The organism is Cognatilysobacter xinjiangensis (assembly GCF_014651995.1).
Lineage (GTDB): Bacteria > Pseudomonadota > Gammaproteobacteria > Xanthomonadales > Xanthomonadaceae > Cognatilysobacter > Cognatilysobacter xinjiangensis.
Window position 1 is genome coordinate 1279353 of record NZ_BMXY01000001.1, and the last position, 17719, is coordinate 1297071.

At 70.2% G+C, this 17719-nt stretch carries 12 protein-coding genes and 1 tRNA gene; 4 read left to right on the plus strand and 9 right to left on the minus strand.

Features of this window, described 5'->3' with window-relative positions:
* Window positions 1–5: 5 nt before the first annotated feature.
* Window positions 6–1016 carry a magnesium transporter CorA family protein gene (locus IE066_RS06020; protein WP_189447760.1) on the minus strand — a complete coding sequence of 337 codons (1011 nt, stop codon included), beginning with the start codon at window positions 1014–1016 and terminating at the stop codon, window positions 6–8.
* Between the two features lie 108 nt (window positions 1017–1124).
* Here IE066_RS06020 and IE066_RS06025 point away from each other — a divergent pair, with 108 nt between their 5' ends.
* Window positions 1125–1748, plus strand: a complete 624-nt coding sequence (locus IE066_RS06025) for an RES family NAD+ phosphorylase (RefSeq protein ID WP_189447763.1) — start codon at window positions 1125–1127, stop codon at window positions 1746–1748.
* 50 nt (window positions 1749–1798) lie between these two features.
* On the opposite strand, the gene IE066_RS06030 is transcribed toward IE066_RS06025, so the two are convergent.
* Together IE066_RS06030 and IE066_RS06035 are read right to left on the minus strand one after the other, a co-directional pair.
* Window positions 1799–1984 (minus strand): hypothetical protein, encoded by a 186-nt coding sequence (locus IE066_RS06030; protein ID WP_189447765.1) that lies wholly within the window; start codon window positions 1982–1984, stop codon window positions 1799–1801.
* 114 nt (window positions 1985–2098) lie between these two features.
* Window positions 2099–2183 (minus strand) — tRNA-Leu (locus IE066_RS06035).
* A gap of 228 nt (window positions 2184–2411) precedes the next feature.
* Between IE066_RS06035 and parC the strand changes: the two genes are divergently transcribed.
* The 3 genes from parC (at window position 2412) to IE066_RS06050 (ending at window position 7934) form a co-directional block, all read left to right on the plus strand.
* On the plus strand, window positions 2412–4655 hold the full coding sequence (gene parC / locus IE066_RS06040; RefSeq protein WP_189447767.1) for a DNA topoisomerase IV subunit A: 2244 nt from the start codon (window positions 2412–2414) through the stop codon (window positions 4653–4655).
* Window positions 4656–4883: 228 nt separating this feature from the next.
* Window positions 4884–5540, plus strand: a complete 657-nt coding sequence (locus tag IE066_RS06045; protein WP_189447769.1) for a thiopurine S-methyltransferase — start codon at window positions 4884–4886, stop codon at window positions 5538–5540.
* Between the two features lie 45 nt (window positions 5541–5585).
* Window positions 5586–7934, plus strand: coding sequence for a penicillin acylase family protein (locus tag IE066_RS06050; RefSeq protein WP_189447771.1), 2349 nt, complete (start codon window positions 5586–5588; stop codon window positions 7932–7934).
* A 3-nt stretch (window positions 7935–7937) separates the two neighbouring features.
* Here the strand turns inward: IE066_RS06050 and IE066_RS06055 are convergent, their stop codons facing one another.
* From IE066_RS06055 to IE066_RS06080, 6 genes are all read right to left on the minus strand, one after another.
* Entirely contained in the window at window positions 7938–11246 is a 3309-nt protein-coding gene (locus IE066_RS06055; protein WP_189447774.1) for an EAL domain-containing protein, read from the minus strand.
* 97 nt (window positions 11247–11343) lie between these two features.
* Window positions 11344–13050, minus strand: a complete 1707-nt coding sequence (gene asnB, locus IE066_RS06060; protein WP_189447776.1) for an asparagine synthase B — start codon at window positions 13048–13050, stop codon at window positions 11344–11346.
* A gap of 345 nt (window positions 13051–13395) precedes the next feature.
* Window positions 13396–14820, minus strand: a complete 1425-nt coding sequence (locus IE066_RS06065) for a UdgX family uracil-DNA binding protein (RefSeq protein WP_189447778.1) — start codon at window positions 14818–14820, stop codon at window positions 13396–13398.
* Window position 14821: 1 nt separating this feature from the next.
* Entirely contained in the window at window positions 14822–16054 is a 1233-nt protein-coding gene (locus IE066_RS06070; protein WP_189447780.1) for a putative DNA modification/repair radical SAM protein, read from the minus strand.
* 71 nt (window positions 16055–16125) lie between these two features.
* Window positions 16126–16830 (minus strand): UdgX family uracil-DNA binding protein, encoded by a 705-nt coding sequence (locus tag IE066_RS06075; RefSeq protein ID WP_189447782.1) that lies wholly within the window; start codon window positions 16828–16830, stop codon window positions 16126–16128.
* Complete coding sequence (locus tag IE066_RS06080) at window positions 16830–17669, minus strand: DUF3298 and DUF4163 domain-containing protein (protein ID WP_189447784.1); 840 nt, start codon at window positions 17667–17669, stop codon at window positions 16830–16832. Before IE066_RS06080 ends, IE066_RS06075 begins: the two co-directional genes overlap by 1 nt.
* Between the last annotated feature and the right edge of the window lie 50 nt (window positions 17670–17719).

Below are 17719 nucleotides of genomic sequence, written 5' to 3' on the forward strand. Positions count from 1 at the left end.
GTCGCTCAGCGGGCGCCACGCAGCCGCCATGCGGCCCAGACGCAGGACCCGAGGACGATGGCGGCGATGACGGCCGCGACGATGCGGAAGCCCTGCTCGCCCGTGTCGAACAGCCGGGACTGGAAGTTCATGCCGAGTACGCCTGCTACCGTCGCTGCCAGGCCCATCGCCACCGTGACGACGGTGAGCGTATGCATGGCCTGGTTGGTGCTTTCGGCCGCACGCGAGGTGTAGAGGTCGAAGCTGCCGTTGACCAGTTCGCGAGCGGCCTCCACCGCGCTCATCACCTGCGTGTAGCGCGCGCTCACGGCGCGGCAGTGGCGCTCGGCGGAGTCCGACTGACCCGGGTCGAAATCCGGCCGCCCCAGTGCATCGAACAGGTCGCGCTGCGAGGCGAGGTGCCGGCGCAGCTTGGACGCGAGGTGCCGCAGGCCCTGCAACTCGGCGAGATGGCCCGGCCGCGGTCGCCGCAGTACGACGATCTCGAGACGGTCGAGTGCGCTCTCGAACGCGTCGCGCGCGTCGAGGTAGTCGGTAAGCATGCGATCGAGCAGGCCGGTGGCGAAGCTGATCGCCTCCAGTCGACCGACGCGCAGGTGGTCGGCCTCGTTGTCGAGCACGTCGCCGATGAAATCGACGGGCTGCCTGTGCACCGTCACCACGATGTTCGGCCCGATGCCGACGGCCACCGGCTCGTGCGTGGCGCGACGGCCGTCATGCCAGTTCAGCGCGTGCACGTGCAGGTACTTCCAGCCCTCGGCGATGGCGATGCCCAGCGGCGTACCGCCGCGCGGGTCGAGCCGATGCGGGTCGGCGCCAAGGTCGCCCAGTGCCTCGGCACCGTCGTCGGCCACCACGTCCACCCACAGCAACTGGTGGTCGGGCACCGGGCAGGACGCCGAGATCGCGCCCGGCTCGATCTCGCGGCTGGGCTGGTCGCGCTCGAAAAGCATTGCGCGCACGCGCGGGCCGCCATCGTCGGTGGCGGCAGACAGCGCTTCGATGCGTTGGGACATGCGACACCTCCTGGGCAAGCGGCTGAAGCTTCACGGTCGCCATGACGAGGCCTTGTTAAAACGCCGGCCGTGACGCCCTGCGTCGAACCGTCATCAGCGAGGATCGCCATGAACATGCCCGACACGCCGGCACCCACCACCGAACAGGACCTGGACAAGGCGCTCAAGGACACCTTTCCCGCCAGCGACCCGCTGTCGGCGACCGCGCATCTCACCGCGACCCCGACGACCGACCACCTCGACGCCGCCGAGCGCAGCTCCGACCACCCGGGTACCGTCGCGATCTACCGCGTCGTCGACGAGGCGCAGAAGGAAAAGCCCTTCGCCGCGAACGGCAACAAGGCCGGGCGCTGGACGTCCGACGGCACGCCCGCGGTCTATGCCTCGCTGTCGCCGGCCGGGGCGCTGCTCGAATACCTCGCCCATTGCGACGAGGCCGTGCCGGAGTCGGCTTACCTCGCCAAGGCGCACGTGCCGCGCGACCGCATGTGGGTGGCGCAGAACTATCCGTCGACCTGGCGCGACTATCCCTATCGCGGTGACGTGCAGCAGGTGGGCGATGCCTGGTCGCGGTCGCACCAATCCCTGGCGGCGCAGGTACCCAGCGCGCTTTGCGACGAGTCCTGCAACGTCGTGATCAACCCCGAGCATGTCGACGCGCCGCTGATCCAGGGCCTGCACGTTTCGCCGATCCGCATCGACCCGCGGTTGCGGCGTGCCACCGGCGGCTGACGGCGGATAGGAAAAACCCCGCGGAGATCGCGGGGTTTTTCCTTGCCGGCTCAGTGGCGGGTCTGACGGTCGCCGCGGTCTCCTTGGCCGGCGCCGGCGTCGTTCTTCGCGTGCCGCTTCTGGTCCTGCGACAGCGAGCGACCCACGTCGTCGACTTCCTTGAAGCGGCCCTTCTCGTCGCGGCGCACGTAACGCTTGTCGCCCGGAGTCGGCTCGATCAGTTCTCGCTTGCTCATCGGTCCACGGTCCTCGAAACGGGTGTGGTCGAGCGTCGCGCGGCCGCGGTGAAAGCGCCGACAAGGCCGCAAAAACGAAAAACCCCCGGTTTCCCGAGGGTTCATCGTCTTGAGTGGTGCCCGGGAGAGGACTCGAACCTCCACGGTTTTACCCGCTAGTACCTGAAACTAGTGCGTCTACCAATTCCGCCACCCGGGCCCGGCCGGCAATGTGTCACCGGCGAGGGCGCGTATGTTCGCCGCCGGTGGACGAGATGTCAACGGCATTTCGCCAAATGTTTTCGCCGGCGACGGTCGCGACCGCTGAGACCCCTGCCGGGGATGCTGGCGGCGTCCAGTGCGCACGTAGAATCCCATGCGACAACGCAACCCCGCGGGCAGCGCCCGCGCCATCGCGAGCGCCGCTCGCGTCGCCTCACGGAAGTCCATGACCGAATCGCCCCGCTCCACCTTCCACGGTTTCGAGCAGATTCCGCTGCGCGAGTACGCCGAGCGCGCGTACCTCGACTACTCCATGTACGTGGTCCTCGACCGCGCCCTGCCCTTCATCGGCGACGGCCTGAAGCCCGTCCAGCGCCGCATCGTCTATGCGATGAGCGAGCTGGGCCTCAATGCCGGCGCCAAGCCCAAGAAGTCGGCTCGCACCGTCGGCGACGTTATCGGCAAGTTCCATCCGCATGGCGACAGCGCCTGCTACGAGGCGCTGGTACTGATGGCGCAGCCGTTCTCGTACCGCTATCCGCTGATCGAGGGCCAGGGCAACTTCGGCTCGCAGGACGATCCCAAGTCGTTCGCGGCGATGCGTTACACCGAGTCGAAGCTGACGCCGATCGCCGAAGTGCTGCTGGGCGAGCTCGCGCACGGCACGGTCGACTGGGATCCGAACTTCGACGGCACGCTCGAGGAGCCGAGCTGGCTGCCCGCGCGCCTGCCGCACCTGCTGCTCAACGGCACCACCGGCATCGCGGTCGGCATGGCAACGGACGTGCCGCCGCACAACCTGCGCGAGGTTGTCAGCGCCTGCGTGCGGCTGCTCGACGACCCCGACGCGACGGTGCGCGACCTCTGCGAGCACGTTCAGGGGCCGGACTACCCGACCACGGCCGAGATCATCACTCCGCGCGCCGACCTGCTGCAGATGTACGAGACCGGCTGCGGCAGCGTGCGCGCCCGCGCGACCTGGCAGAAGGACGGCACCAATCTGGTCATCACCGCGCTGCCCTACCAGGTATCGCCGAGCAAGGTGATCGAGCAGATCGCCGCGCAGATGCGCGCCAAGAAGCTGCCGTGGCTGGAGGACATCCGCGACGAGTCCGACCACGCGAACCCGACCCGCATCGTGCTGGTCGCGCGCAGCAACCGCGTCGACGTCGAGCCGCTGATGGGCCACCTGTTCGCGACGACCGACCTTGAGCGCACCTACCGCGTCAACTTCAACATCATCGGCCTGGACGGCAAGCCTCAGGTCAAGAACCTGAGGGCGCTGCTGTCGGAATGGCTGCAGTTCCGCAGCGACACGGTGACGCGTCGCCTCACCCATCGTCTCGAGCGCGTCGAGCGCCGCCTGCACCTGCTCGAAGGCCTGCTGGTCGCATTCCTCAACCTCGACGAAGTGATCCGCATCATCCGCACCGAGGACGAGCCGAAGCCCGTGCTGATGGCGCGCTTCGGGCTCACCGAGGAGCAGACCGACTACATCCTCGAGACGCGCCTGCGCCAGCTCGCGCGGCTGGAGGAGATGAAGATCCGCGGCGAGCAATCGGACCTGGCGACCGAGCGCGACCGCATCCAGGCGATCCTCGCGAGCAAATCCAAGCTGCGCAAGCTCATCAAGGACGAACTCCTGGCCGACGCGAAGAAGTTCGGCGACGAGCGCCGCTCGCCGCTGGTGGCGCGTGGCGCCGCGCAGGCGATCAGCGAGTCCGAGCTGGTGCCGACCGAGCCGATGACGGTCGTCGTCAGCCAGAAGGGCTGGGTGCGCGCGGCCAAGGGCCATGAGATCGACGCGGCCGGCCTCTCCTATCGCGAAGGCGACGAGCTCCTCGCGGCGGTACGCACGCGTAGCAATGCACAGGTCGCCTTCCTCGATTCCACGGGCCGCAGCTATTCGACCGCGGTGCACACGCTGCCCTCGGCACGTGGCAACGGCGAGCCGCTGACGGGCCGTTTCGCGCCGCCGTCCGGCGCGTCGTTCCAGGCGGTGGCCAGCGGCGAGTCCGAGCAGACCTACCTGCTCTCGACCAGCCACGGCTACGGCTTCGTGACCAGGTTCGAGAACCTGGTCAGCCGCAACAAGGCCGGCAAGGCGATGCTCTCGCTAACGCCCAACGCCGAGGTGCTGCAGCCGGCCGTCGCGCCGACGACCAAGGGCCATCGCGTGGTCGCCGCCACGAGCGCGGGTCACGTGCTTGCCTTCCCGATCGCGCAGCTGCCGGAAATGGAGCGCGGCAAGGGCAACAAGATCATCGACATCCCGAAGGCCAAGCTCGGCACCGAGCGGGTCGTCGACGTGGTCGTCGTCGGGCCGGAGCAGTCGCTGGTCGTGATGTCGGGCGCGCGCACGATGACGGTGTCGTACAAGGACCTCGAGGCCTACATGGGGCAGCGTGGCGCGCGCGGTGGACTGTTGCCGCGCGGGTGGCAGAAGGTGGAAGGCCTGCTCGTCGAGTGAGCCCGGCACGCGAATGACGCAGCGCGCGGCGCCGCGGACGGGTCACGCTGATCGTGCCTCGTCCCGGCGCGGCAGAAGGTCGAAGGCCTGCTGGTGGAGTGACCCTGGCACAAGCGTGACGCAGCGCAACCAAGTACGAGAGGCCCGGCCAGCGCCGGGCTTTTCGCTTCCGCGTCTTCCCATCCGCGGCGCCCGCGGCTAGCGTGCAGGCCTACCCGGAGGACGACCATGGATCCCGCGTTCTGGCATTCGCGCTGGCAGGAAGGCCGCATCGGCTTCCATCAGGACCGCCCGACGCCGCTGCTGGTCGAGCACTGGACGTCGCTCGGCCTCGCACAGGGTTCGCGCGTCTTCGTGCCGCTGTGCGGCAAGTCGCTGGACATGGCCTGGCTGGCGTCGCAGGGCCATCGCGTGCTCGGGGTCGAGCTGTCGGCGATGGCGGTGCGGGCGTTCTACGACGAGCACGGTCTCGCGCCTTCCATCGAGCAACACCCGGCAGGCGATATCTACCGTGCCGGCGACGTCGATATCGTCCGCGGTGACGCGTTCGCACTGGACGCCGACACGCTGCGCGATTGCGCGGGCGTGTTCGATCGCGGCGCACTGATCGCGCTGCCGCCCGACATGCGCCGTCGCTACGCCAGCGAGCTCTACGCACGGCTGCCGGCGGGCTGCCGCGGGCTGCTGGTGACGCTGGAATATCCGGCACACGAGAAAGCCGGGCCGCCTTTCAGCGTGCCCGAGGCCGAGGTGCGCGATCTGTTCGGCCGCGACTGGCGCATCGAGGTGCTGGTCCGGCGCGACATCCTCGACGCGCAGCCCGCTTTCGTCGCCGAAGGCGTCAGCTCGCGGCACACGGTGGCCTATCGCCTCGAACGGCGCTGATCGGGGCCGCCCGCTACAGTACGGGCAGGCTCGGGGAGCGGCGGCATGAAGACGTGGATTCGCAGGACCGGATGGCTGGTGATCGCCCTCGCGGCGCTGGCGCTCGCACTTGCTCTCGCCGCCTGGCTCGCGCTACGCGGCAGCCTCGCGCGGCTCGACGGCAAGGTCGCCCTACCCGGACTCTCGGCACCCGTATCCGTGCATCGCGACGCCCTGGGCACGGTGACCATCGACGCCGCCGACGAGCGCGACGCGATGCGCGCGCTGGGCTATGTGCATGCGCAGGAGCGCTTCTTCGAGATGGACCTGATGCGGCGAGTCGGCGCAGGCGAGCTTTCGGGCCTGTTCGGCGCGCGTGCGCTGGACGTGGACCGCGCGCATCGCCATGACCGCCTGCGTGCGCGCGTGGAAGCCAGCCTCGCCAGGACGCTCGACGAACGCGGCGCGCTTGTCGAGGCCTATGCGGACGGCGTGAACGCGGGTGTCGGCGCGCTGCGCGTGCGTCCCTGGCCCTACCTGCTGCTACGCCAGTCGCCCCGCGCCTGGCGCGCCGAGGACACGCCACTGGTCGGTTACGCGATGTACTACGACCTGCAGGACGCCACGGGCGCGCGCGAGCTCGCGCTGTCCCGCGCGTTGCCGCAGTTGCCGCCCGCGCTGCGCGCGCTGGTGCTGCGCGATGGCAGCAGTTGGGATGCACCGCTGCAGGGCGAGCCGCGCGGCGATGCCGTGCTGCCGTCGCCCGAGGAGGTCGACCTGCGCCGCTGGGCGCCGCAGGCCCGGCGTATCGGGCCGGCCGAGCCGCGCGCCGAAGTCGGCAGCAACAACTTCGCCGTCGCCGGCACGCTCACTGACAACGGCCGCGCGATCCTCGCCGACGACATGCACCTCGGCCTGCGCGCGCCGAACATCTGGTTTCGCGCGCGGCTGCGCTACGCCGATCCCGCCGCGCCGGGCGGGCGCGTCGACGTTACGGGTTTCACCCTGCCCGGCCTGCCCGGCGTGATCGTCGGCAGCAACGGGCACGTCGCCTGGGGTTTCACCAACAGCTACGGCGACTGGCTCGACTGGATCGTGCTGCCCGGCTGTCGTCGCGACGCCTGCCCGCAAGGGCGCGTGCACCGCGAGCGCATCGAGGTCGCGGGCGGCAACGCCGTGTCCGTCGATGTCGTGGAGACGCCGTGGGGCCCCGTCGACCACTACGACACGCAAGGCCGCGCAATGGTGCGGCGCTGGGTCGCGCACCTGCCCGGTTCGCTCGGGCTGGGACTGCTCGGGATGGCGCGCGCCGGCTCGCTCGATGACGCGATGCGCGTGGCCGATGCGACGGCGCTGCCGGCGCAGAACCTGCTCGTGGCCGACCGCGCCGGGCGCATAGGCTGGCGCCTGCTCGGCCCCATACCGCAGCGCGCGCCCGGTTGCGTGCCGGCGGGCGTCTCGGTCGCTGCGAACTGCCCGCCGTGGACGGCGACCACCGTCGCCACGCCGTCGATCGTCGACCCGGCCTCGGGCCGCCTGTGGACGGCCAACGCACGCGTCACCGACGGCGCCGACCTCGCGCGGATCGGCGATGGCGGCTACGTCGTCGCGGTGCGGGCGCGCATGATCCGCGATGACCTGATGGCCAGATCGCGGTTCGCCGAGCGCGACCTGCTGGCCGTTCAACTCGATGACCGCAGCCTGTTCCTGCAGCGCTGGGCCGCGCTGCTGCACGAGCAGGCGGGCCGATCGCATGGGGATGCGGCGCTGCGCGCGCTCGACCTCGGCCCGCTGGAGCCACGCGCCTCGGCCGATGCCGTGCAGTACCGGCTCGTGCGCGTCTGGCGCCAGGCGGTGCTCGACCGCATCCGCGAAGGCCTGCTGATGCCGGCGCGCGTGGCGTTGGGCGCCAATGCGGAGTTGCCGGAGCTTCCGCAGCTCGAAGGCATCGCCTGGCCGATGGTGACGACGCGGCCCGTGCACCTGCTCAATCCGCGCTTCGACAGCTGGGATGCACTGTTCGAGGACGCGGCGCGCGAAGTGCGCGACGGCCTCGTCAAGCGCGGCCCGCTCCGCGAGCGCACGTGGGGCGAGCGCAATACCGCCGCGATCTGTCATCCGCTGGCTACCGCGCTGCCGATGGGCAAGCGCCTGCTGTGCATGCCAGCCGAGCCCTTGGACGGCGATGGGCTCACGCCGCGCGCGATGGCGAAGAATTTCGGCGCGTCGCAGCGCATGGTGGTGGCGCCGGGCCACGAGGCCGAGGGTCTCGCGCACATGCCGGGCGGCCAGAGCGGGCATCCGCTGTCGCCGTTCTGGGGCGCGGGCCATGCCGACTGGGTACGCGGGAACGCCACGCCCTTCCTGCCCGGCACCGCGCGTCATGCGTTGACGCTGGAGCCGGCCGCGCGCTGAGCCTCAGGCGAGCAGCGCGGGCTCGCGCGTGCGCTCGAGATAGCGCAGGAGCAGCGGCAGCAGTTCCTCGAACGGCATCGGGCGGCCGAGCAGGTAGCCCTGCACCTCGTCGATGTTGCGCGCGCGCAGCCAGTCCAGCTGCAGCACGGTTTCCACGCCCTCGGCGACGGTGCGGATGTCGAGCGCCTGCGCGAGGCCGATGATCGAGTTGCAGATCGCCGCATCGTCCTCGTCGCTGCCGAGGTCGCGCACGAACGAGCGGTCGATCTTCAGGCGGTCGATCGGGAAGCGCTTGAGATACGCGAGCGACGAATAGCCGGTGCCGAAGTCGTCGATCGAGAAGCTCACGCCCAGCGCGGCGATCTGCCGCATCAGCTCGATCGCGCGCTCCGGGTCCTGCATCAGCAGCCCCTCGGTGATCTCCAGTTCGAGCGCCTCGGGCGGCAACGAATGGCGCTGGATGGTTTCAGTGACGTGGCGAACCAGCTCGTCGTTGAACTGCGCGGGCGACACGTTCACCGCAACGCGCAGGCCTGGCAGGCCTTCGTCGACCAGCCGGCGGTAATGGCGCGCTGCCTGGTCGAGTACGCGACGGCCCAGTTCGACGATCAGCCCGCTTTCCTCGCAGACCGGGATGAACTCGCCCGGCGGCAGCAGGCCGCGTTCGGGGTGCTGCCAGCGCACCAGTGTTTCCAGAGCGACGGGGCGTTCGTCGCTGTCGAACAGCGGCTGGAACACTGCGACGAACTCGTCGCGCTCCAGCGCCTGGCGCAGTTCCGCCACCAGCTGCACGCGACGCGACACGCCCTCGACGAACTCGCTCTGGAACGACACCGCGCGGTTGCGACCCTGGCGCTTGGCCTGGTGCATCGCGAGGTCGGCGTGCTTGAGCAGCGTCTCGACGTCGTGCCCGGCCTCGGGGAAGCGGCACCAGCCGATGCTGGCGGTCAGCGTCTGCAGCGAGCCGCCGAGGTTGATCGGGCGCTCCAGTGCTTCAGTGATGCGACGGATGACCTCGGCCGCACCGTCCTCGCCGCTCTGCTCGGTGAGCACGACGACGAACTCGTCGCCGCCGAAGCGGGCGACGGTGTCGGTCTCCCGCGCGACGCCGCGCAGGCGCTCGGCAACCTCGCAGAGCACCTGGTCGCCGGCACTGTGGCCCAGCGTGTCGTTCACCAGCTTGAAGTCGTCGAGGTCGATGAAGATCAGCGCGCCGTCGCGGTCGTAGCGCTGCGCGTTGAGCAGCGCCTGGTGCAGGCGGTCCTGCAGCAGCTGGCGGTTCGGCAGGTCGGTGAGCTCATCGTGCGTGGCGCGGTACGCGAGGCGCTCCTCGTACTGCTGCCGCTCGGAGAGGTCGAGCATGCCGCCCACCATCCGTAGCGCATGGCCATTCGTGGCGCGCTGGATGAAGCCGCGATCGAGCACCAGCGCGTAGCCGCCATCGGCGCGACGGTAGCGGTACTGCTCCTGCCACTCGGCTTCCTTGCCCGCAAGCGCCCGCTTGAGCCCGCTGAACACACGATTGCGGTCGGCCGGATGCACGCGCGAGCGCCATTCCTCGTCCGACGGCAGATCCGGCTGCGTGTGGCCGAAGCGCGTGTAGTACGAATCGCTCCACCAGATCTGGCCGGTCGCGATGTCGCAGTCGTAGACCGCGTCGCTGGTCGCGCGCGCGACCAGCTGGAAACGCTCCTCGGCGCGCTCGCGCTCGGTGACGTCCTGCGCGGCGACAAGACGCGCGCTGCGGCCGTCGAAGTCGATGTCGTGACTGAACACCGCCATCCGCATGACGCTGCCGTCGCGGTGCAGGTGCGTCCACACCTGGCCCTGCGGGCGTTCGCGCGACGCCATGCGCGCGGCTTCGAGCAGGCGCTCGCGTTCGGATTCCGGCCGGATCGACAGCATGCTCGCGCCGACCAGTTCCTCATGCGCATAGCCGTAGTGCCGGACCATCGCGTCGTTGAGCGCGAGGATGGTCAGCGACTCGCGGTCGTAGACCCACATCGGCAGCGGATTGTGCTCGAACAGGAAGCGGTACTCGGCCTCGGCCTGGAGTGCGCGCTCGCGGGCCTGCATCAGCTCGGTCACGTCCTGGTGGTAGCCGCGCACGACGGTGCGGCCGGCGTCGTCGATGGCGGCGATGGATCGCGCCAGAAGCACGCGCTCGGCACCGTCGACGCGGCGGATGCGGTAGCTCAACTGCACGGGCCCCTGCCCGGCGAGCGCCGCCTCGCCCGCGGCGATGACGGCATCGCGGTCGTCGGAGTCCAGGAAGCCGGCGAGCTCGACGTCGGCGATCAGGCGCTGGTGCGCCGGCATGCCGTGCAGCCGCGCGCACTGCTCGCTGAAATGGACGACCCGCGCCTGCGGATCCCAGACGTATTCGCCGAGCTGCGCGAGGTCCTGCGCCTGCTGCAGGCGCTCCTCGCGGTTGCGCAGCGTCGACAGTGCCTGCTCCAGCTCGCCGATCAACGCGGCCTGCTCGCCCTGCGCGCGATCGAAGCGGCGCACCAGCCAGCCCCAGACCAGCCCCATGAGCAGCGCGACGAGGCAGAGCGCCGAGGCAGGTCGGCCCCACAGGTCGAGCAGGCGCGGCGGCGCGGTGCCGACGACGATCGTGAGACGCGTACCCGGGATGCGGCGGAAGGCGTGTTCCCGGCGAATCCCGTCGGCCACGGTTTCGGAGACATAGCGCCCTTCGCGCGCATGGATGCGTTCCGGGTCGAACAGCGGCGAGGCGGACATCGACTGGCCGGGAGCGCGGCCGGAGTCGAACGAGCCCGCCACCAGCACGCGATCGTCCTGTACGAGGCTCGCTAACTCGTCCGTGTCGAGGCGATAACCCTGGACCACGGCGGTGAGGACCCCGGCGTCGACGCGTGCGGACACCATGCGGTCGCCCACGCGGCGCGAGATCGGCACGTACCAGCGCCCGTCCAGCCGGATCGGGCGATCCACCTGCACCGGCGATTCCCGCGAGGCGACCGGATCGCCCGCGCGCACCGGACGCAGCACCACGTCGTGCATCGCGACGACGGGCGGCGCCGTGCCGGCACCGGCCGCGGCTTCAAGCTGGCGCCCGAACAGGAACAGGCGATCGAGCAACTGGCGCTCCACCGCGTCCAGCACCAGCCGGCTGCGCAGTTCGCGCGCATCCTGGTACTGGCGGTAGTCGTTGACGATCAGCACCACGGCGATGACCGGCAGCAGCGCCGCCAGGCCCCAGCCGATCGCGAGCAGTCGCAGGCGGCGCGGGCGCGCGGAGCCGGCGGCGTCTCGGGTCGTACGGGATGTCGCCTGCTGGGAAGTCATGCCGCTCCGGTCGCGTGCGTGGGCGCGCGGTGGGGTCGGCAGACCGGCCCCACGTGCGCTCTTCGTCCCTTAACGGCCGGTTGCAGTCAGCCTTGAGTCAGGCAGCGGTCGCGCGTGCGTCCGCCGACGCGTCGAGGGCGGCGGCATGCACGCCGGCCACCGCACGGCCCGACGGATCGGCCGACGCGGCGAATGCGGCATCCCAGGCGATGGCCGCGGGCGTCGAGCAGGCGATGGATTTGCCGCCCGGCACGGTCCGCGCGCAGGCCTCGCCGGGGTACCAGCGCTCGAACAGAGTGCGGTACAGGTAGGCCTCCTTGGTCTGCGGCGGGTTGACCGGGAAGCGGTAGCCCGCCGTCGCCAGCGCCGCGTCCGCAACCTCGCGCTCGGCCAGCGCCTTCAGCGAATCGATCCAGCCGTAGCCGACGCCGTCGCTGAACTGCTCCTTCTGCCGCCACAGGATCGAATCGGGCAGCCAGCCCTGGAAGGCCTCGCGCAGAATCGCCTTCTCGATGCGCCCGCCGCCGGCCATCTTCGCGCTCGCATCCATCCGCATGGCGACGTCGAGGAACTCGGTGTCGAGGAAGGGCACGCGCGCTTCGACGCCCCAGGCCATCATCGACTTGTTGGCGCGCAGGCAGTCGAACTGGTGCAGGCCCTCGAGCTTGCGCACCGTCTCCTCGTGGAATTCGCGGGCGTTCGGCGCCTTGTGGAAGTACAGGTAGCCGCCGAAGATCTCGTCGCTGCCCTCGCCCGACAGCACCATCTTGATGCCCATCGCGCGGATGCGCCGCGCGAGCAGGAACATCGGCGTGGAGGCGCGGATCGTCGTGACGTCGTACGTTTCGATATGCCGGATCACCTCGGGCAGCGCGTCGATGCCCTCCTCGACCGCGTAGGTGAAGCCGTGGTGCACGGTGCCGATGGCGTCGGCCGCGACCTTCGCGGCGGCGAGATCGGGCGAACCTTCGAGGCCGATCGCGAAGGAATGCAGGCGCGGCCACCAGGCCTCGCTTTGGTCGCCATCCTCGATGCGATGGCGCGCGTATCGCGCAGCCACGCCGGCCACGAGCGAGGAATCCAGCCCGCCCGACAGCAGCACGCCGTAGGGCACATCGCTCATCAACTGGCGATGCACGGCGCGCTCGAAGGCCTCGCGCAGTTCGTCGGGCGTCACGCGCACGCCTTCCGTCGCTTCGAAGCGTCGCCAGTCGCGCACGTGGTAGCGGCGCAGCTCGCCCGTGGCGCTGTCGTACCAGTGGCCGGGCGGGAACGGCGCGACGTCGTGGCAGGTGCGATCGATCGCCTTCATCTCGGACGCCACCCAGACGCGCCCGTCCGCATCGTGGCCCCAGTACAGCGGGCAGACGCCGATGGGATCCCGCGCGACGATGAAGCGCGCGCGCGAGCTGTCCCACAGGGCGAACGCGAAGATGCCGTTGAGCCGGTCCAGCCACGCGCCGACGTCCTCGCCCGACGCGTACAGCGCGCTGATCGGCTCGCAGTCCGAGCCGGTGGTGAAGGGGTAGTCCGGCATCGCCTGGCGCAGGTCGCGATGGTTGTAGATTTCGCCGTTGACGGCGAGCACCACGCGGCCGTCCTTCGAAAGGATCGGCTGCGAGCCGCCGACGGGATCGACGATGGCCAGCCGCTCGTGCACCAGCAGGGCCGCCGGCTCCACGTGCACGCCGCTCCAGTCGGGCCCGCGGTGGCGTTGGCGTGCCGACATCGCCAGTGCCAGCGGGCGCAGCAGGCGAAGGTCGGCGTCGGGCCTGAGATCGAAGGCGGCGAGGATCGAACACATGGCGGATTTCCTTTTTCGTGGGGGAGAAAACGAAAAGGCCCGCACTTTTCAGTGCGGGCCCTGGTGGTCGATTGAGCGTGTGTTGCGCGCGCTAATCGCCGGCCCGCGGGAGGCTGGCGTTATTGCGATTATTGTTGGCGGCGCACGCGGCGACGCGCCCATTGGGGGCGGCGTTCGGCGAAGCGGTGCGCGAAAGGACCATGGGTCGATCCTGCATGCGAACCCCGCTGCGTACAACCCGCGTGGGCGCCGTTCGTCGGTGCGGAGACACGGAACAGCCGCTTGGAAGCTCGAAGGCGTGCTCAAGCGGCCGTAGTACGGTGTCGCTGTGTGGTGACGAAGCGATCAGGCGGCGGCGGGATCGTCCCTGAGCGCCACAACCACCCGTTTCAGATCCTCGACCAGCGAGCGGTACGCCGACTCGTAGTCCGCAGCCGGCTGGCGCAGCACCCAGGACGGATGGACGGTCGCCAGCACCGGCATGCCATCGCTATTCCGGTGCCAGCGCCCGCGCTCGCGCAGCAACGGAAAGCCGCTGCCGAGCAGCGCCGTGGCCGCCGTCGCGCCGAGGCAGACCACGCGCTCGGGCCGCACCAGCTCGAGCTCTCGATGCAGCCATCCGCTGCAGGCCTTCTGCTCGGCCGCGTTCGCACGCTTGTGGAGGCGGCGCTTGCCGCGCGGCTCGAACTTGAAGTGCTTGACCGCATTGGTGACGTAGGCCGAGGCGCGATCCAACCCCGCCTCGAGCAGGGCCTGATCGAACAGGCGCCCGGCCGGACCGGTGAACGGCCGACCACGCAGGTCCTCCTCGTCACCCGGTTGCTCGCCGACGAAGACGATGCGCGAATCGAGCGGGCCTTCGCCGGGCACCGCCTGCGTCGCGGGCTGCCAGAGCGGACAGGCGCGGCAGCCGCGCACGGCCGCATGCAGGGCGTCGAGGTCGTCCACGGGCACGGGCGTGTCGAACACCGGCGCGGGTATGCGCCGCCTCGCTGCCTCCGGCGCGCGCGCCACCATGTCCGCGACGCGAGGCGCGGCGTCGCGCATCAGCTGCGGAAGGTCGCGGGCTTCGGGCAGGTGCTTCCAGAAGCGCTGCGGCATTTCGGCGCGCATCGCGCGCGGGTTGAGCCGCGCGGGGTTGAAGATGCTCGCGTAATAGCGGCGCCAGAGCGCTTCGCCGGCATCATCGGCGGGCACGTCGGTAGGCGCGCCCCCCTCGCCCATCGCCAGCGACTCGCCGTCCCATACCGCGCGCCGGTCGGGCGTGAGGATTGCCCAGCGCATGCCGGCGAATCGCTTCATGAAGAACGGTGCGCAGAGATCGAGCACCTGGTGGTCGGGCTCGTACCAGGCGACGAACGCGTTCGCCTCGCCCGGCACCTCGCGGAACCGCACGAAGGCCTCCATCTTGTGCGCGTCGCGCCGAACCGCCTTCTGCAACTGCATCGCGCGACGCACGTCGGGGTCGGTCTCGTGGCCGAGCAGGCGGGGCTCGCCTTCGGCGATGCGCCAGAGCAACGCGTAGAGCAAGGCGTGGCGACGCGGGTCGCGATGCGCGAGTACGTCGCGCGCAAGCTGCAGGAACGTGGCCGGCACCGACGGAGACTCGCGCACGGCCGGCGCCTCGAGGACCGATGCACCGCCGAGCAAGCCACCGTCGCCGACGGCCCAATCGATGGCATCCGGCGACAGACCGGCACGCAACGCATGCCGCGCCACCACGCGCCACGCGTCGAGATCCCAGCCCGGCTCGACGACCGCCCGCCACATGTCAGAACAACCCGGCCTGCACGGGCACGGGCGCCAGCCGCGCGCGCAGGCGTTGCGGATCGTCCAGCGCGCCCTGCGGATGGTGGTCGAGCGTCTGCACGAACGGCAACACCTTGCGCAGGCTCACGCCGAGCCGCGCCAGGTCGTCCAGCCGGATGCGCGCGAAACGGCGCGAGGACAGCAGGCGCTTGACCGTCTTGGTGCCGAAGCCCGGCACGCGCAGCAGCATTTCCTTCGGCGCGCGATTGACGTCGACCGGGAAACGCTCGGGATTGCGCAGCGCCCAGGCCAGCTTGGGATCGACGTCGAGATCGAGCATGCCTGCGTTGGCCGCGCGCGGCGCGATCTCGTCGACCTCGAAGCCGTAGAAGCGCATCAGCCAGTCGGCCTGGTAGAGCCGGTGCTCGCGCACCAGCGGCGGCGCCTTGAGCGGCAGCGCGACGGATGCATCGGGAATCGGGCTGAACGCCGAGTAGTAGACGCGGCGAAGCCGGTAGTTGCCGTAGAGGTTCGCGCTCGTATCGAGGATGCTGCGATCGTCCGCACCATCTGCGCCGACGATCATCTGCGTGCTCTGCCCCGCCGGCGCGAACACCGGCGCCTGCACCGTCTTCGCGCGCTCCTCCTTCGACTCGTCGATGCGCCAACGCAGCTGCCCCATCGCGCCGCGGATGCTGGACGTTGTCTTTTCGGGCGCAAGCGACGCCAGCCCGTTCTCGGTCGGCAGCTCGACGTTGATGCTCAGGCGGTCGGCGTGCCGACCCGCAGCGGCCAGAAGCTCCGGCGAGGCTTCGGGTATCGTCTTGAGGTGGATGTAGCCGCCGAAGGCATGATCCTCGCGCAGCGAGCGCGCGACCTCGACCAGCTGTTCCATCGTGTAGTCGGCATTGCGGATGATGCCGCTGGAGAGGAACAGGCCCTCGATGTAGTTGCGCTTGTAGAAGTCCAGCGTGAGCCGCACCACCTCGTCGGTCGAGAAGCGCGCGCGCGGCACGTTGCTGCTGCGACGGTTCACGCAGTAGGCGCAGTCGTAAACGCAGAAGTTGGTCAGCAGGATCTTCAGCAGCGAAACGCAGCGGCCGTCCGGCGTGTACGAGTGGCAGATGCCCATGCCACCGGTGCTTCCGACGCCGCCGGTGCCCAGCGAATCGCGCTGCTTGCCGCCGCTGGACGCGCATGAGGCGTCGTACTTGGCGGCATCGGCGAGGATCGCGAGCTTGTCGATCGTGTTCACGGCAAGGCTCCGGCGGGTCGTCCGCCATCCTCGCCGGGCGCCGTATCAGCCCATGAGACGCCTACGGCCGCTTAATGGCGTGTTTCGAGTTCGGTGAGCAGCGCGAGATCGGCGCGGAACGTTCGGTAGGCCGCCTCGCGCTCGGCATCGCTGCGCTGGCGCAGCACCCAGGACGGATGCATGGTCGCGAATGCGCGGCGGCCGTCGGCCAGGTCCTGCCACTCTCCGTGCTGCTTCATCAGCCTGAATTTGCTGCCGAAAACCGCCTTTGCCGCGATCGCGCCGAGGCAGACGACGATCTCCGGTTTCACCACGGCGAGCTCACGTTCCAGCCACAGCTGGCAGGCCTTCTGCTCCGCCGGATTGGGCTGCTTGTGGATGCGGCGCTTGCCGCGCAGCTCGAACTTGAAGTGCTTGACCGCGTTGGTGACGTACATCGTGCGGCGGTCCAGCCCGAGTTCCTCGATCGCGCGATCGAAGATGTGGCCGGCCGGCCCCACGAATGGCTCGCCGGCGAGATCCTCGCGATCGCCGGGCTGCTCGCCGATCACGAACACGCGCGCCCTCGCCGGGCCCTCGCCGAAAACCGTCTGCGTGGCCGGGCGCCACAGGTCGCAGCGCTTGCAGGCGATTGCGGCCTGTCGCAGCGCACGCAGGCCGCGCCCCGTGGGCACCGGCGCGGTTCCCTCGGCGACCTCTGGAAAGCGCTCCCCGCGGGCGCGGTCGCCACGCGCGGGCGTGTGGGTCGACGCGCCCGTCGACGCCCGTGGCGACATCAGCCCGTGGCTCCGAACAGCGGGCGGTACGCGGGTGCGACCTCCGGCACCAAGCGCGCGGCCGGCAGCTCCACCGTGCGCATGCCGTCCGCATACGAGCCCACCTGGTAGGGCGGGAACACGAAGCGCAGCGCCGTGATCTTGCCGTCTCCGTCCAGCACCGGCTCGAACACCGCGAAATCGTCGGGGCCCGGCTCGGTGCCGCCTTCGATCATCGCCGTGGCCGACTTCAGCATCGCCGCGCGGTCCTCCGGCGAGACACCGTCCGCTTCCATCCGCTGGCGCAGTTCGGTACCGAGCTGCGCGCGTACGTCCCCGGCGATCCGCTCCCAGCTGTCGCGGTTGGGGAACAGTTCCGCGGCGGTGAGCATCCGCGAGTCGCGCGGCAGCCAGACCCAGCGCTGGATCATCGGCATGCCGTGCGCGCCGCCCGTGTATGCGCTGCCGTCGACCGCCAGCACCACCATGGTCGGCGACTCGTGTCGCAGCTTGAACTCGAGCGACAGCTCGTATGGACCGGGCGCGTCGTCCTTGTCGCGATGGGTGGCGGCCTCGACAACCTGCTCCCGCGCCTCCTCCGCGTAGCGCTGTGCCTGCATCGCGAGGCCCGGGTACTTCGCGAGGTCGGGCGGATAGCTGATGCCGATGATGTGCGTCGGCGTGGTCTCCAGCACGTCCTTCAGCGCCACCGGCGCCTGCGCGGCGGCGACGGGCCGGGCGGCACCGGTGGCCTGCTGCGGAGGCGCATCGCGGCCTTGGCAGGCGGCGAGCATCAGGCATGCGGACACCGTCGCGGCCAGCATGGGCGCGCGGTAGGGAGCAGTGGTCGAGGGGGTCATCAAGCGTCGGCTGGAGCGGGCGTCGACGCAAAATTAATGCCGGGCGTGTG

Excerpts from the sequence above, each read along its gene's own strand:
- IE066_RS06055 (WP_189447774.1), bottom strand. The coding sequence starts at position 11,246 with ATGACTTCCCAGCAGGCGACATCCCGTACGACCCGAGACGCCGCCGGC.
- parC (WP_189447767.1), top strand. The coding sequence starts at position 2,412 with ATGACCGAATCGCCCCGCTCCACCTTCCACGGTTTCGAGCAGATTCCG.
- IE066_RS06045 (WP_189447769.1), top strand. The coding sequence starts at position 4,884 with ATGGATCCCGCGTTCTGGCATTCGCGCTGGCAGGAAGGCCGCATCGGC.
- IE066_RS06025 (WP_189447763.1), top strand. The coding sequence starts at position 1,125 with ATGAACATGCCCGACACGCCGGCACCCACCACCGAACAGGACCTGGAC.
- IE066_RS06020 (WP_189447760.1), bottom strand. The coding sequence starts at position 1,016 with ATGTCCCAACGCATCGAAGCGCTGTCTGCCGCCACCGACGATGGCGGC.
- IE066_RS06030 (WP_189447765.1), bottom strand. The coding sequence starts at position 1,984 with ATGAGCAAGCGAGAACTGATCGAGCCGACTCCGGGCGACAAGCGTTAC.
- IE066_RS06080 (WP_189447784.1), bottom strand. The coding sequence starts at position 17,669 with ATGACCCCCTCGACCACTGCTCCCTACCGCGCGCCCATGCTGGCCGCG.
- IE066_RS06050 (WP_189447771.1), top strand. The coding sequence starts at position 5,586 with ATGAAGACGTGGATTCGCAGGACCGGATGGCTGGTGATCGCCCTCGCG.
- IE066_RS06065 (WP_189447778.1), bottom strand. The coding sequence starts at position 14,820 with ATGTGGCGGGCGGTCGTCGAGCCGGGCTGGGATCTCGACGCGTGGCGC.
- asnB (WP_189447776.1), bottom strand. The coding sequence starts at position 13,050 with ATGTGTTCGATCCTCGCCGCCTTCGATCTCAGGCCCGACGCCGACCTT.
- IE066_RS06075 (WP_189447782.1), bottom strand. The coding sequence starts at position 16,830 with ATGTCGCCACGGGCGTCGACGGGCGCGTCGACCCACACGCCCGCGCGT.